8 protein-coding genes and 1 rRNA gene are annotated in these 15266 nt (G+C 73.6%); 6 read left to right on the top strand and 3 right to left on the bottom strand.

The genetic code is table 11. The features are described from left to right. Positions 1 to 89 precede the first annotated feature (89 nt). Positions 90 to 2207 carry an asparagine synthase-related protein gene (locus tag IE255_RS25100; protein ID WP_190052648.1) on the top strand — a complete coding sequence of 706 codons (2118 nt, stop codon included), beginning with the start codon at positions 90 to 92 and terminating at the stop codon, positions 2205 to 2207. A 463-nt stretch (positions 2208 to 2670) separates the two neighbouring features. After that, on the top strand, positions 2671 to 5958 hold the full coding sequence (locus IE255_RS25095) for an AfsR/SARP family transcriptional regulator (RefSeq protein ID WP_190052647.1): 3288 nt from the start codon (positions 2671 to 2673) through the stop codon (positions 5956 to 5958). Here the strand turns inward: IE255_RS25095 and IE255_RS25090 are convergent. Then, positions 5945 to 7933 (bottom strand): sigma-70 family RNA polymerase sigma factor, encoded by a 1989-nt coding sequence (locus IE255_RS25090; RefSeq protein WP_190052646.1) that lies wholly within the window; start codon positions 7931 to 7933, stop codon positions 5945 to 5947. The two genes, IE255_RS25095 and IE255_RS25090, sit on opposite strands and share 14 nt — an antisense overlap. A gap of 197 nt (positions 7934 to 8130) precedes the next feature. Next, entirely contained in the window at positions 8131 to 8901 is a 771-nt protein-coding gene (locus tag IE255_RS25085; RefSeq protein WP_190052645.1) for a TetR/AcrR family transcriptional regulator, read from the bottom strand. A 375-nt stretch (positions 8902 to 9276) separates the two neighbouring features. Between IE255_RS25085 and IE255_RS25080 the strand changes: the two genes are divergently transcribed. Continuing rightward, entirely contained in the window at positions 9277 to 10656 is a 1380-nt protein-coding gene (locus IE255_RS25080) for an NAD(P)/FAD-dependent oxidoreductase (RefSeq protein ID WP_190052644.1), read from the top strand. A 173-nt stretch (positions 10657 to 10829) separates the two neighbouring features. Then, on the top strand, positions 10830 to 12497 hold the full coding sequence (locus tag IE255_RS25075; protein WP_190052643.1) for an ATP-binding SpoIIE family protein phosphatase: 1668 nt from the start codon (positions 10830 to 10832) through the stop codon (positions 12495 to 12497). A gap of 13 nt (positions 12498 to 12510) precedes the next feature. On the opposite strand, the gene IE255_RS25070 is transcribed toward IE255_RS25075, so the two are convergent. Next, a complete protein-coding gene (locus IE255_RS25070) occupies positions 12511 to 13776 on the bottom strand; it encodes an MFS transporter (RefSeq protein WP_190052953.1) in 1266 nt (421 codons plus the stop codon). Positions 13777 to 13899: 123 nt separating this feature from the next. Here IE255_RS25070 and IE255_RS25065 point away from each other — a divergent pair, with 123 nt between their 5' ends. Beyond that, positions 13900 to 14448: a MarR family winged helix-turn-helix transcriptional regulator gene (locus IE255_RS25065; RefSeq protein WP_190052642.1), complete on the top strand. Its 549-nt coding sequence runs from the start codon at positions 13900 to 13902 to the stop codon at positions 14446 to 14448. 582 nt (positions 14449 to 15030) lie between these two features. Further along, positions 15031 to 15266: ribosomal RNA gene (locus IE255_RS25060) — 16S ribosomal RNA — on the top strand; the annotation flags it as partial.

Raw genomic sequence — 15266 nt, 5'->3', positions numbered from 1 at the left:
GCGGGCACCCTCTGGAGCGCTTCCTTCATGGCAGCATGGTGAACCGGTTCGTACGGTGCACTGGTTGTCCACAGCCTGTGGAGGCGGCGATGCGGTGGTTGGTGGGATGGAGCAGCACCGCCGCGGGAGCCGTCGCTGCCGGTTCGGCGGGGGCCACCGGGCACGAGGGTGAGACGCTGCACCCGGTGGGGTCCCAACTCCTGTGGGGCGACCCCGATCCGCTGTGGGCCGTCGGCGACTGGCGCCCCGACGAGGTGCGGGTCGTGACGGCCGACGACCGCACCCGTATCGCCGTGCTCGGCATCTGCGGCGCCACCGACGAGCAGCTGCGCGTCGCGCTGTTCGCCGCGCGGGGCGGGGCACTTCGGCATCTGACCGCCTGGTCCGGGAGCTACACCGCGATCGTGCAGGTCGGCAGGCGGATCACCGTCTGCGGTGATCTCGCGGGCGCGCGGCCGGTGTTCTACACCCCCTGGGCCGGCGGCACGGCGTACGCGACGGCCGCGCTGCCGCTGGCCGACCTCATCGAGGCCAACCTCGACTTCGGGCACCTCGCCGCGCTGCTGGCCGCCCCTGACGTGCCCGCCGCGCTCCACGACTCCACGCCGTACGACGGCGTGAAGCGCATTCCGCCGGGGCATGCGCTCATCCTGCGCGCCGGGGCGCGGGAGGTCGCCGGGTACGAGCCCGTCGCCTCGCTGGCGGTCGCCGCCCCGCCGGCCGATCCGGACAGCGCGGTCGACGCCGTACGGGACGCCCTCGTGGAGGCCGTACGGACGCGGCTGTCCGCGCCGCGGCATGTTCCCGGGGCGGACATCGACCCCGGGCCGGTGCCCGGCATGGGGCCCGCCGAGCGGCGTGCCGCGCGGGGGATGCCGGTGCCGGGAATCGGGGCGGACCTGTCCGGCGGGCCGGCCTCGGGGACGCTGGCGCTGCTGGCCGCGGGGCTGCCCGGGATGCCGGGCACCGTGCTGGGGCACGGCACGGGCGCGGGGGAGCGGCTGCTGGCGGTCACGTTCAACGACCTGGCCGTCGGGGGGCGTGAGGCCGAGCTGGAGCGGGCCGGGGCGCTGGCGGCGAACCCGCGGCTGCACCACGTGGTCGTGGCGGGCGGCGAGGAGACCCTCCCGTACGCCGACCTGGAGGGCCCGCTCACCGATGAACCCGGGCCGTCCCTGGTGTCGGCGGCCCGGCACCGGGCGCGGCTGGCGTCCGGCAGCGCGGACCACTTCACGGGGTACGGGGCGCGGCAGGTCCTGGACGCCCATCCCGCGCGGCTGGCCGACCTGCTGATGGACCGCAAGCGGCGTCATCTCGTGCGGCCGGTCGCCGCGCTGGCCAAGGCGGACGGCTCGGTGCTGGTCCCCGCGCGCGTGTACGCGGCGGCGCGGCGGCTGTCCCGTACGCCGTACCGGGCGGGGCTGGAGTCCCTGGCCGAGCGCCTCCTCGACCACCGGTCGGACGACGGCTTCGACGCGCCCGGTGGGGCGGTGGAGGCCTCGCTCGCCGCGCTGACCTGGGGCAGACCCGGGCCGGCGGCGCGCTGGCTGACCGGTGAGGCGCTCGCTGAAGTATCGGTTCGCCTTCAGGCGTCGAGGCACCGGTCGGAGTTGGTGGGGCCGGGGCAGCGGCCGGGTGACTTCCGCGCGCGGGCGACGCTGGCGCGGCACGCGGCGGACCTGCGGGTGCTGGAGCAGGCCGCGGAGATCCGCTTCCAGCGGCTGCACGCGCCGTTCCTCGACAACCAGGTCGTCCGCGCCGCCCGGGCGCTGCCCGAGGCGTTGCGGGTGCGGCCGGGGGCGCGGGCGGCGATTCTGCGTACGGTGCTGGAGGGGGCCGGGGTGCGGGAGTTGCCGGCCGGGTGGGGCGCGCCGACCCAGGCGACGACGGCGGCCGCGGCGCGTACGGGGCTTCGCGTCGCGGCGGACTCGCTGGTCGCGCTGTTCGACACGCCGCTGCTGGCGGAGGCGGGGCTGGTCGAGGCCCGGGTGGTCCGCAAGGCCCTGCGGGGCGCGGCGGCGGGCGAGCCCCTCCCGTTGGACGGCCTCGCCGACCTGGTCTCCCTGGAACTGTGGCTTCGACGGCTGCTGGCCCGCCGCGGCACGTGCTGGACGGGCACGCCGGCGCGACAGCGAGCGGTACCGGCGGGGGTCGCGCCGCAGCGGGGGGCGTTGGGGGCGGGGGCCGGTGGGGGGCGGCGGGGGTAGGGCGTGCCGCGGCGGGTGCCTCCGGCGGTGGGGTGGGGTGCCTGCGGCGGCCTGTGGCTGCTTCGGTGGGGGTGCGCGTTGCGCCTAGTGCCGGGTGGGGGGTCGGGGCCGCGCCGGGGGGTGTCCGTCCTCGGAACGGCGCGATGGGGTTGGACGCCGACTGACTGTCCGTTGACGCGCCAACCGCTGCGGGCGGACACCCCCCGACACGGCCCCTTCTCGCCGTGCGCGGGTGCGGGCGAGTGGAGGCGGACCGCTGGTCCCGCTTAGTTGCGGGCAGTCGTGCCGCTGGGGCGGCACGGGTGGGCGCAGCGGCACCCCGCGGCGCCGGGTTGCGCGACGCCCCGGCCCTCACGACAACGCCGAGCACCGAGCACGCACCTGGCACCTGCACAACAGCCCCCAGCAACACCCCGCACCGAAAACCCCCGGCCCTCGGTCAGAACCCAGCGACAATAACCCGGTGCGGTACAGAATCCTGGGCGTCACCACGGCAGAGGACGAGCACGGCACGGTCATACCCGTCGGCGGCCCCCGCGTCCGTGCCCTGCTCACCGCCCTCGCCCTGCGCCCCTCCCGCGTCACGACACCCGAGACGCTGATCGACGAGGTCTGGGCGGACGACCCGCCCCAGGACGCCCCCGCCGCCCTCCAGGCCCTGGTCGGCCGGCTCCGCCGAGCGCTCGGCAAGGGGGCCGTGACCTCGGAGACCGGCGGCTACCGACTCGCGGCGACCCAGGACGACATCGACCTCTTCGTCTTCGAACGGCTCGTCCGGCAGGGCTCCGGCGCCCTCGCCGCAGACGACCCCGCCCTCGCGGAACGGCACCTCGACGCCGCCCTCGCCCTCTGGCGCGGCCCCGCCCTCGCCGACCTCCCCGACCGCTCCGCCGCCACCCGCCCGGAGGCGACCCGCCTGGAGGCGACCCGGGCCCGCGCCGAGGCCCGCCTACGGCTCGGCCGCGCGCCGGACGTCGTACCGGAACTGCGGGAACTGACCGTCGCGCACCCGTACGACGAACCGCTGCACGCCCTCCTGATCCGCGCCCTGCGCGACACCGGCCGGGAGGCCGACGCCCTCGCCGCGTACGAGTCCGCCCGCCGCGCCCTCGCCGAAGGCCTCGGCACCGACCCGGGACCCGAACTGCGCGCCCTGCACGCCGAACTGCTCGGCACGGCCGCGCCGTACGAGGGGCCCGCGCCCGCCCCGCCCGAGCGCACCGGCAACCTCCGTCCCCGTCTGACCTCTTTCGTCGGCCGGGAACCCGAGATCGACGCCATCCGTTCCGACCTGCACAGGGCCCGCCTCGTCACCCTCACCGGACCGGGCGGCTCCGGCAAGACCCGTCTCGCCGAGGAGGCCGCCGCCGGGCTTCCGCAGGCATGGCTGGCCGAGCTCGCCCCGCTCGACCGGCCGGAGGCGGTGCCGGGAGCGGTGGTCAGTGCGCTCGGTCTGCGCGAGACCGTGCTGATGACCAGCGAGCTCACGGCCGTGCAGGACGACCCCGTCGCCCTGCTCGTGGAGTACTGCGCCCCGCGCAGCCAGCTGCTGATCCTTGACAACTGCGAGCATGTCATCGGCGCCGCCGCCCACCTCGCCGAGACCCTGCTGACCCGCAGCCCGGGGCTCACGATCCTCGCCACCAGCCGTGAACCCCTGGGCGTGCCGGGCGAGTTGGTGCGGCCGGTCGAGCCGCTGCGGCCAGAGCAGGCGCGCCGGCTGTTCGCGGAGCGTGCCGCCGCCGTCCGTCCCGACGCGGACGCCGTGCTCCGCGACGAGCGGTCGGTGGCGGAGATCTGCCGGCGGCTGGACGGGCTGCCGCTCGCCATCGAGCTGGCGGCTGCCCGGCTCCGGCTGCTCACGCCCCGGCAGATCGCCGACCGGCTCGACGACCGCTTCCGCCTCCTCACCTCCGGGAGCCGCACGGTCCTGCCCCGCCAGCAGACCCTGCGGGCCGTCGTCGACTGGTCGTGGGACCTGCTCGACGAGGCCGAGCGGACGGTGCTGTGCGAGATGTCCGTGTTCGCGGGCGGCTGGGACCTCGCGGCGGCCGAAGCGGTGTGCGGCGGGCCCGCCGCCGAACTGCTCGGGGCGCTCGTCGACAAGTCCCTCGTCGTGGCGGCGCCCAGCGCGCAGGACGGCTCCGGCGGCATGCGGTACCGCATGCTGGAGACCATCCACGAGTACGCCGTCGAGCGCGCCGCCGAGGCCCCGTTGCTGCGCGCCGAGGCCGAGCGCCGGCACCGGGCGTGGGTGCGCGCGCTCGTCGAGCGGGCCGATCCGCTGCTGCGCTCCGCCGGGCAACTGCCGTGGATCTCCCGCCTGGAGAGCGAGCTGGACAACATCCGCGCGGCCCTCGACCGTGCTCTCACCGCCGGGGACGAGGAGGAGGCCGGCGCAGTCCTCCTGGCCATGGGCTGGTTCTGGTGGCTGCGCAACTACCGGCACGAGGGCATGGAGTGGCTCGAGCGGATCCTGCGCCTGGGAGCGGCTCTCGATACCGGCGGTCGTCCGCCGTCCGGTGAGGAGCAGGGCCTGCCGGATCCCGTCGACCACTTCCTCGCCGCGCCGGGCGGGGAGGCGGGGCATCCGCTGCACGCCCGGCGGATGGATCTGCGCATGATGCATCTGTTCTTCATGGCCGAAGCGGGGCCCTTGCAGGGGTTCATGGAGCTGCGGCCGTCGTACGTGGAGCGGGTGTGGGCGTTCTTCGCGGAGGGCGGACCGCGGGCCGCCCGGCTCCCGGGGCTCGTCTGGCCGATGATCTCCTCCTTCGCGGGCGGCGGGCGGGATCAGGACGAGGTCCGGCACGTCATGGACTCCGCCGTCGCCCACTGCCGGGCCCATGGCGGGGACTGGGAGATCGCCGTCGCCCTGATGTTCCGCACCCACATGGTCGTCGACGCCCCCGGCGATCTGGAGGGCGTCGACGACGACCTCACGGAGCTGCGGGTCCTCAGCCGCCGCTCCGGTGACCGCTGGCTGCGGGCCCAGGTGTGCAGCGCGGCCGGCGAGGCCGCCATGGCGCGCAGCCGTTTCGAGGAGGCCAAGGGGGAGTACGAGGAGGCCCTGCGGCTCGCCTTCGAGGTGGGCGCGTACACGGAGTCGCCGTTCCTCATCGCCCGGCTCGCCGAGATCGCCTACCGCGCGGGAGACCGCCCGGCCGCGCTGGCGGCGCTGGACGAGGCGAGTGCCGCCGCCGACCGGCACGGCGTGGCGGACTCCAAGGCGTTCGTCCTGCTGCTGCGCGCCCAGATCGCGTCCGAGGAAGGGCACACCGCGAGGGCGCGCGACCTGTGCGAGGCGGCGCGCGTGGATGCCGCGCGCGGCACACCGCCGCCGCAGTTCCTGGTGATGCTGCATCTGGTCGACGCCGTGATCACGGCGAGCGAGTCGGGCCCGGAGGCAGCCCTGCCCAGGCTGACCGGAGCCCTGCGCGAGGCCGTGGACAAGCGGTGCTCGGACACGATCCGGGCCACGGTCGCGGACGGCGCGGCGGAGCTGCTGGCCGACCTCGGCGACTACCCGCGCGCGGCACGGCTGCTCGGTGCGGGCGACCAGTGGCGGGCCGGCCGGCCGCGCCCCATGCCGGAGCGCGCCCAGGCGGAGCGGACGGACGCCGAGACCCGCGCAGCCCTGGGCAGCGCCCGGAGCGCGGCGGAGCGCTCCCGCGGCACCGCTCTCACCTCGGAGGACGTCCTGCGCGAGCTGGCCGAGGCGCAGCGCGCGTACACCGCTAACCGCAGGTGAACTTAGACTCCGCCCAGTCGGCCGGCATCACGTTGTCCAGGGCGCTGTGCGGTTCCACCACCAGCCGTACGGTGCTGCGGCCGGTGAGGTTCACATGGACGGGGACGGCCGGGTCACCGCCCTCGACCGGCCCGGACCGCCACAGCCGGGCCCCGTCGGCGTAGACGGAGAAGGACACCCTGCCGAGACTCAGCGCCAGGTCGTCCACGCCGACGAGCGCGTCGTACGAGGAGCAGGGGCGGTTGAGGTCGATGGTGACGGAGGAGCGGCCGTGCACGGTGACGCCGTGCGCGTACCGCCGGTCCGCGATCGACATGCCGTAGCGCTGCCAGACCCAGCTGCTCGCGCCGATCCGCATCTCGGGCCCGGTGCCGTCGCCGCTGACGTCGTACGACAGTTCGCTCCACTGGTAGACGGCCGGGGGCGGCGGCGCCTGGGTCGGGGTGGGCGTGGGTGTGGGTGTGGGTGCCGGGGGCGGTGGCGGACTGGGCTTCGGGGACTCGGGCGGCGGCTTGGGTGCCGAGCGAGTCGGGGTCGCGGACGGCGAGGGAGCCGGGCTGGTCCTGGAGGGCGGCGCCGGCGCGGGCGTCTCGGCGCGCGCGGGCACGATCGCCGGGGGCCGTGGCCCGGGTTCCGGCTCGGAGGGGGAGGGCGTGGGCTCGCCGGGCCGCACCACCGGCGACGAGGGGGCGGGGGGAGTTCTCCGCGCCTCTTCCTCCGGCTTCTCGTTGCCGGCCAGGGCCAGTACGACCGCGGCCACGACGCCCACGGCGACGACACCGGCCGCGATACCGGCCTTCACCGGCGCGCCGACCCCTTCGGAGGCCGCCGCACCACCACCGCTGCCCGCCCCACCGGACGAACCGCCGCCCGTGGCCGCCGCCCCGCCCGACGAGCCCCCGCCCGCCGCCGAGGCCGCCCCCGCCGCACCGGCCGCTCCCGCGCCCGCGCCTCCGGCGATGAGACCGGCCGCCTTGGCGTACCCGGCGGCACCGAACCAGCCGATGACGGCGACCGGCACGACGGCCGGGATGCCACCGGCCACTTCCTCGATCTGGCTCGCGGCCAGCCGGCACCGCCCGCACTCCTCCAGGTGCTTGCGCAGCCCCCGCTCGGCACGGGTGCGCAGCCGGCCGCGGGCGTACGTGCCGAGCTGGTCGGCGTAGCGCGCGCACTCCCCGTCGCCGGTGAGCGTGTCACTGACGTGGGCCTGGAGGTAGGCCTGCTTGAGGCCCTCGCGCGCCCGGCTGGCGAGCACGCGGGTGCCGTTGGCGTCCAGCCCGAAGAGCGTGGCGACCTCACTGGGCGACTCGTCCTCGACCTCGGTGTGCCACAGCACGGCCTGCCACCGCTCCGGCAGCGACCGGAAGGCCCGCATGGCCATGGACCGCTCGGCCTCGTGCATCGCCCGCACGTCCGCGCCCAGTTCGAGCGTGTCGTCGTCGGAGACGTGGGAGCCGCGGGCGGACTGCGTGGCGAACACCGCGAAGTCGTCGACGAGCTGCTCCCGCCGCGCCGATTTCGTCCAGGAGGCGGCGACGCGGCGGACGGAGGTGAGCAGGTACGCGCGTACGGCGTGCTGGGGACCGGAGCCGCCGCGTACCGCCTGGAGCACGCGGGCGAAGACCTCGGCGGTCAGGTCGTCCGCGGTGTGGGCGTCCCGGCAGCAGGTGCGGGCGTACCGGCGCACGGCCTGCGCGTGGCGCCGGTACAGCTCCTCGTACGCCGTGTCGTCACCCGAGCGCATCCGGTCGATGAGCTCGGCGTCGGACGGCGGCAGCTCGCGGGGCGGCGGCAAGACGCTGTCCTCGCGCCCCGCGCGCTGGGCCGGGACCGAGTCGTCGACGGGGTGCCCGCCCGGCGGGCCGCCCGCGCGACCGCCCTGGCTCGGCACCTGCGGCGGGACCGGGCCGCCGGCCGCGTCACCGCTGCCGCTGCTGCCACCGCTCGACTCGTCCCGCCCGTCAACGCTCATCGCGGAAAGCCCCCGCCAGCCGCCCAACCCGTCCAGACCACCGGGTCAGAGTGCCATATTGGCTTTTGGTCAGGTCCTCGGAGTTCGGACCATCACTCATCCGTGGGGACTTGCCGCACTCCAGTACTAACCGACACTCATTCGGGGAAGGTTCCCCTTTCGCTCCGGGCCCGGACGTCACGCCGGGCCCCGGAAGCTCACGCCGGCCGCGACCGAAGCCCCTCCAGCAGGATGTCCAGCAGCCGGGCCGACGCGGCCGCCTGCTGCGCCGCGTCCGGCAGCGAGGGCGCGGCCGTCGCGATCACGAGCAGGACGTCCGACACCGACACGTCCGCCCGCAGCTCACCCGCCGCACGCGCCCGCTCCACGAGCTGGCCCACGACCTCCAGCAGCGCCGACGCCCCGGCGTCGTCCGCCGCCGCGACCGCCGGCACCGAAGCCACCGCCATCGGCTCCTCCGGCACCAGCCGCAGCTCCGCCGGCCCCGACTGGGTCCGCTGCTGCGGCACCCGCGCGCCGCCGGAGCCGTCCTCCCCGACCGAGACCCGCAGCACCTGGGGCGGCAGCAGCCGCCCGGCGCCGGAGGCCACCGACGTCCGCAGGAAGCGCGACAGCGCCGACCACGGCTCGTCCTCCTGCCCGAGCGCCGCACGCGCCTGGTCGGTCAGCCGGGAGGTCTCCTCCTCGGCTATCCGCCGTACCAGGACGTCCTTGCTCGGGAACCGCCGGTACACCGTGCCCACGCCGACCCGCGCGCGCCGCGCCACGTCCTCCATCGGCGCGCCGTACCCCAGCTCGCCGAAGACCTCGCGCGCCGCACGCAGCACGTGCTCCAGATTGCGCTGTGCGTCCACGCGCAGCGGCGTCGTCCGCGGGCCGTCCCCGCGACCGTTCGCCGTCGCGCTCATCGTCGCGCCGCCCGCCGCGAGAGCAGACGCGGACGACCAATGAGAGTCCTGAACATGCATACGCTTCCCCCGGTAATGACGTCTCCCCCCGGAGACACTCCCCGCCATTCGATGCCGGGACTGGGGAACAGGCTCGGGTCCGCGGGCCCGCCCGTCGCGGACCCGGTGAGCGCATCCCCCTACACCCCGTCGACACACGAACATAGTTGAGAGGGAGTCAATTCAGAAGGGGCACGTTCCGCACGGAGCGCCCACCGATCGGAGTACGGGCCGCATACGTCCTGAATGTGCCCCCGTGCGCCCCCCGTACCACCCCAGCTGACCTGCGCTTATTCGCCGCACCTCGCTATTCCGGCCAACTCCGCGCGCTCTCCGGCTCCGGTCACACAATTCGTCGAGGCTGTGGACAAACGCAAGCGGCGGGTGCGTCATGGGATGGTGAAGGAACGTGCGCGCATTCTCGTTGTCGGTGGCGGCTACGTCGGGATGTACACGGCCCTGCGCCTCCAGCGCAGACTGAGACGGGAGCTGGAGCGGGGCGAGGTGGAGATCACGGTCGTCACCCCCGACCCGTACATGACGTACCAGCCGTTCCTCCCCGAGGCCGCCGCCGGCGCCATCTCGCCCCGCCACGTCGTCGTACCGCTGCGCCGCGTCCTCGACCGGTGCCACATCGTCATCGGCGAGGCCACCGCCGTCGACCACGCGAAACGCACCGCCACCATCACCACCCTCGCCACCGAGGAGGAGGGCACCGGCGGGCAGCGGCTGCCCTACGACGAACTCGTCCTCGCCCCCGGCTCGGTCTCGCGCACCCTGCCGGTCCCCGGCCTCGCCGACCACGGCATCGGCTTCAAGACCGTCGAGGAGGCCATCGGCCTGCGCAACCACGTCATCGAGCAGATGGACATCGCCTCCTCCACCCGCGACCCCGCGATCCGCGACGCGGCCCTCACCTTCGTCTTCGTCGGCGGCGGCTTCGCCGGCGTGGAGGCCCTCGGCGAACTGGAGGACATGGCCCGCTACGCCGCGCGCTACTACCACAACATCCAGCCCGAGGACATGAAGTGGATCCTCGTCGAGGCCTCGGACCGCATCCTGCCCGAGGTCGGCGAGGAGATGGGCCGCTACACCGTCACCGAGCTGCGCCGCCGCAACATCGACGTCCGCCTGCAGACCCGCCTGGAGTCCTGCGCCGACCGGGTGGCGGTCCTCAGCGACGGCGCCCGCTTCCCCACCCGTACGGTCGTCTGGACCGCCGGCGTGAAACCCCACCCGGTGCTCGCCGCCACCGACCTCCCGCGCAACGGCCGCGGACGCCTCACCTGCACGCCGGAACTGTCGATCGAGGGCACCACGCACGCGTGGGCGGCCGGAGACGCCGCCGCCGTCCCCGACGTCACCGCCTCCGAACCGGGCCGCGAGTGCGCCCCCAACGCCCAGCACGCGCTCCGCCAGGCCAAGGTCCTCGCCGACAACATCGTGCACAGCCTGCGCGGCGAACCCCTCCAGACGTACGAACACGCCTACGCCGGCTCGGTCGCCTCCCTCGGCCTCCACAAGGGTGTCGCCCACGTCTACGGCCGCAAGCTCAAGGGCTACCCCGCCTGGTTCATGCACCGCGCCTACCACCTCAGCCGCGTGCCCACCTTCAACCGCAAGGCGCGCGTGCTCGCCGAATGGACCCTGGCCGGCCTGTTCAAACGGGAGATCGTCTCCCTGGGTTCACTCGAACACCCCCGGGCCGAGTTCGAACTCGCGGCCGGTGGAAAGCCTTCCCAAGACCCCCCGCACAACCCGAAGGGGTCGTCCTGACCGGACCCAGGAACTCCACCGGCCGGCCCGGCGTCTGACGGATGTTGGTCCGGTCCGGGCACTGCCAGACTGTTCCACCACCGCGGGTGTGCCACCGCACGTCCCGGTGCGGGCCCCCGGGGCCCCGGCCGGTTCCGGTGCCGGCCGCCGACGACTACACGAGGCAAGGATTCGTGAACTTCACGCGCTGGAGCGCCCGGCTCCCCGGAACGCAGCGCCGCGCCGCAGCGCGGACCGAGCAGACGGCCTCCCCGGACCGGCGGGGGGAAGGTTCCGTACCCGCCGCCCGTGCCGAACAACTGACCGACGAACCACCGTCCGTACCCGCCGTCGACGAACTGCCGGTGCGCGAGGTCCTCGACCGCGTCCCGTCCCTCGTCGCCCTGGTCCACGGCCCCGACCACCGCATCGCCTACGTCAACGACGCCTACACCACCGCCTTCGGCGTACGCCCCCTGGGCGAACGCGCCCGCGAGGCCCTCCCGGAACTGGACGCACTGGGCCTGTTCCCCCTCCTGGACCAGGTCCTGCGCAGCGGCAAGCCCCGCACGGTCAAGTCCCGCAAGGCCCCCGACGGCCGCTCCTACACCTTCACCTGCACCCCGGTCGCCGAACGCGACGGCAAGGGCGGCGGCGACGGCCGCGGCGTCCTCGTCTTCGCCACCGACGTCACCGACCACGCCGAAGCCGCCGAACGCCTGCGCGCCAGCGAACGCCGCCAGCGCGAAACCGCGGTGACCCTCCAGCGCTCACTGCTCCCCCAGGAGCTCGAAGAACCCGACGACCTGCGCATCGCCGCCACATACCACCCCGGCGGCACGGAAGCCGCGGTCGGCGGCGACTGGTACGACGTCATCACCCTGGGCGGCGGCCGCACGGCCCTCGTCATCGGCGACGTCATGGGCCGCGGCGTCCGGGCCGCCGCGGTCATGGGCCAGCTCCGCACGGCGGTCCGCGCCTACGCCCGCCTCGACCTGCCCCCGCACGAGGTGCTCCAGCTCCTCGACGGCCTGGCAGCCGAGATCGACGCCAACCAGATCGCCACGTGCGCGTACGCGGTCCACGACCCGAACGAGGGCAAGCTCGTCTACGCCTCGGCGGGCCACCTCCCCATCCTCGTCCGCGACGAGACCGGCACGGTCCTGCGCGCCGACGAGCCCACCGGCCCCCCGCTCGGCACCGGCGGCTGGATGCACACCTCCGGCTCGATCCCCCTCAGCCCCGGCTCGACGGCCGTCCTCTACACGGACGGCCTGGTGGAGCGCCGCGACGCCGACCTGGACGAGGGCATCGCCGCCCTGGAACGCGCCCTGGCCGGCGCCACCGGCACGCCCCAGGTCGTCTGCGACCGCCTGGTCCGCTCGGCAGGCGTGACCCCCGACCACGACGACGACGTGGCCGTCCTGGTCCTCCAGCACCCCGCCCGCACGGGCCCGGAGAGCGAGCTCTTCCGCAACGCCGCCCTGGAACTCCTCGGCGGAGTGGAAGCGGCCCCACGCGCGCGTGCCTTCGCCTCCGGCGTCCTGACCAGCTGGCGCTTCCCCGCCGACCTGCACGACCTGGGCGTCCTGGCGACCAGCGAACTGGTCGCCAACTCCCTCCAGCACGGCACCCCGCCGATGCGCCTGCGTCTGCGCCGCACCGACCGCCGCCTGATCATCGAAGTCACCGACGGAGACGACCACCTCCCCAGACGCCGCCGCGCGGAACCGGGCGACGAATCGGGCCGCGGCATCGCCATCGTCGCCACGATCGCCTCGAACTGGGGCTGCCGCCGCACACCGGGCGGCGGCAAGGCGGTCTGGTGCGAGTTCGCGCTACCGCGCGCCCAGCCGACGTAGAGGGCGTCGAGGCTCAGACGTCCGCGGAAACGGGCGCCCCACCCCGCGCCACGACCCGGCTCTTCGCGAGCCACGGCTGATCCTGCACCTCCGTGAGATGCCGCCCCAGCCGCACCGCCAGGAAGGTGATCCCCAGCGAGAACAACAGGAAGGCCACGATGTACGGCGCGTGCAGCGAGGCCCCCAGCGGCCCGCCCACCGCCGGTCCGACGGCCAGCGCGAGCTGCTTGACCAGCGCGAACGCGGAGTTGTACTGCCCGGCCATGCCCTCCGGCGCCAGATCGGCGACCAGCGGGGCCACGGTCGGCGACAGCATCGCCTCGCCCAGCCCGAACAGCGCGTACGTCGACACGAACGCGGCCGTCGCCATCTCCTGGCTCCCCTGCCCGAGCCCCGCGTACCCGGCGACGGCCCACGCCACGGCCCAGATCAGCCCCACGGCAGCGATCACCCGCGACCGCCGGCGCCGCTCCACGAACCGCAGCACGGCGAACTGCGCGACCACGATCACCAGCGTGTTGGCGGCCAGCGCGGTCCCCAGCGCGGACGTCGATATCCCGGCGGCCTCGACCCCGTACGCACTCAGCCCCGACTCGAACTGCCCGTAGCAGGCGAAGAACAGCACGAAGCCCAGCACACACAGCTGCACCATCGCCCGGTTGCCCAGCAGCTGCTTCCAGCTGCCCCGGCCCGACGCCGCCGGCGCTCCCTCGATCCGCGGCGCTTGCGGCATCCGCACGGTCGCCATCACCACGACCAGCAGCAGGAACATCGCCGCCTCGATCGCGAAGAGCAGCGTGAAGGACGCCGCACTGCTCGTATCGACCAGATGACCGCCGATGAGACCGCCCACCCCGAGCCCGAGGTTCTGCAGGAAGAACTGAAGGGCGAAGGCACGCGACCGCGTCTCCGCGCTGGAGCAGTCCACGATCATCGTCGCCAGCGCCGGCTGCATCACGGCCTGCCCGGCCCCCAGCAGGGACGCCGACACCAGCACGGCCGCGGCACTGCTCGCGACCCCCAGGCTCAGCGCGCCCATGGCGGCGGCGACCAGGGCGGCGAACAGCACCGGCAGCGGGCCGCGCCGGACGATGGCCCGCCCGGCGAACGGCAGCACGACCAGCGCGGCCACAGCGAAGACGGCGAGTACGAGACCCGCCGTCATGGCTCCCAGTCCCCGCACCTGCGCCACATAGACGTACAGGTAGGGGACGGTGAAGCCGAGCCCGAACGCGCTGAGTGCGTTGCCCACGTGAATCCGGCGCATCGCCGCGCCCATCGCCCTGGTCACGTTCACCTCTCTCACAAGTTAGGAGTGAAGACTTCGAAACTAAAATTCGAAGCTAAAGAGTACACATCCAAGGACTTCAAGGCAAAGAGCGGCCGTGCCATACTGCGGCCCATGGGCGACACCCCCGGCCCCAGTGAGCCGACCCTCGAAGAGCAGATCGCCGCGTACCAGCGCGAGTTCCAGGACCTCGACCCCCAGGTCGAGCAGATCGTCTCGGCCCTGTCCCGCCTGAACCGCCGTATGAACGTCGCCTACAGCCGTCAGACCGCGACCCTCGACATCAGCAACGCCGAGTGGGAGGTCCTCAAGGCCCTCGTCCTCTCCGGCGCCCCCTACCGTCTGGGCCCCAGCGACCTCGCCAAGCGCCTCGGTCTCACCCCGGCCGCGATGACTCACCGGATCGACCGCATGGTCGGCGAAGGACTGGTCACCCGTGAGCGAGACGAGTCCAACCGCGTACGAGTCATCGTGGAGCTGACACCCGAGGGGCGTGAGAAGTGGCTGGAGGCGATGCGCCTGGCGTCGGTCTTCGAGGAAGACCTGCTCCAGGACCTGTCCCCGGAGGAGCGCACGGCACTGGGTGAGGTCCTCACCCGGCTCCTGCGCCGGGTGGAACACGCCCAGCCGGACGCCGGCGGCCGCCTCTCCGACCTGGACTGACGCCCGCACAAAAGATCTTGACAGGGGCCACTTGACAGCCCCCGGCTCGATCCGTAGAGTTCTTCGGGTTGCCGCGGAGACGTAACGGTTCTGCGACAGCACTTCCGCCGCACCAGCGGCACCCAACCACCAGCAAGATCGCTCCCAACGGGGTTGATTTCGGCGTGCCCGAATTCAATTCGAATTGGGGCTCGACGATCTGATCGACGCCAAACCGGCTTCGATTTTGGAATCGCCGAGAGACCGCGCTAAGGTTGGAGACGTCGGAAGGGCCAACGGCCCGGAAGACGAGCCCCGCTGACTGGGGATCGGGTCGAGAAAAGATCTGATAGAGTCGGAAACGCAAGACCGAAGGGAAGCGCCCGGAGGAAAGCCCGAGAGGGTGAGTACAAAGGAAGCGACCGTTCCTTGAGAACTCAACAGCGTGCCAAAAGTCAACGCCAGATATGTTGATACCCCGTCTCCAGCATCTGCTGGGGCGAGGTTCCTTTGAAAAAACACAGCGAGGACGCTGTGAACGGTCGGGCTTATTCCGCCTGACTGTTCCGCTCTCGTGGTGTTGCACCGGATTACCGGTACACATTCACGGAGAGTTTGATCCTGGCTCAGGACGAACGCTGGCGGCGTGCTTAACACATGCAAGTCGAACGATGAACCACTTCGGTGGGGATTAGTGGCGAACGGGTGAGTAACACGTGGGCAATCTGCCCTGCACTCTGGGACAAGCCCTGGAAACGGGGTCTAATACCGGATACTGATCACCGCAGGCATCTGTGGTGTTCGAAAGCTCCGGCGGTGCAGGATGAGCCCGCGGCCTA

It is taken from the genome of Streptomyces lomondensis (assembly GCF_014651035.1).
GTDB classification, from domain to species: Bacteria; Actinomycetota; Actinomycetes; order Streptomycetales; family Streptomycetaceae; genus Streptomyces; species Streptomyces lomondensis.
This window is presented reverse-complemented; position numbering and strand designations above follow the sequence as displayed.

Excerpts from the sequence above, each read along its gene's own strand:
- IE255_RS25090 (WP_190052646.1), bottom strand. The coding sequence starts at position 7,933 with ATGAGCGTTGACGGGCGGGACGAGTCGAGCGGTGGCAGCAGCGGCAGC.
- IE255_RS25065 (WP_190052642.1), top strand. The coding sequence starts at position 13,900 with ATGGGCGACACCCCCGGCCCCAGTGAGCCGACCCTCGAAGAGCAGATC.
- IE255_RS25080 (WP_190052644.1), top strand. The coding sequence starts at position 9,277 with ATGGTGAAGGAACGTGCGCGCATTCTCGTTGTCGGTGGCGGCTACGTC.
- IE255_RS25070 (WP_190052953.1), bottom strand. The coding sequence starts at position 13,776 with ATGGGCGCGGCGATGCGCCGGATTCACGTGGGCAACGCACTCAGCGCG.
- IE255_RS25100 (WP_190052648.1), top strand. The coding sequence starts at position 90 with ATGCGGTGGTTGGTGGGATGGAGCAGCACCGCCGCGGGAGCCGTCGCT.
- IE255_RS25085 (WP_190052645.1), bottom strand. The coding sequence starts at position 8,901 with ATGCATGTTCAGGACTCTCATTGGTCGTCCGCGTCTGCTCTCGCGGCG.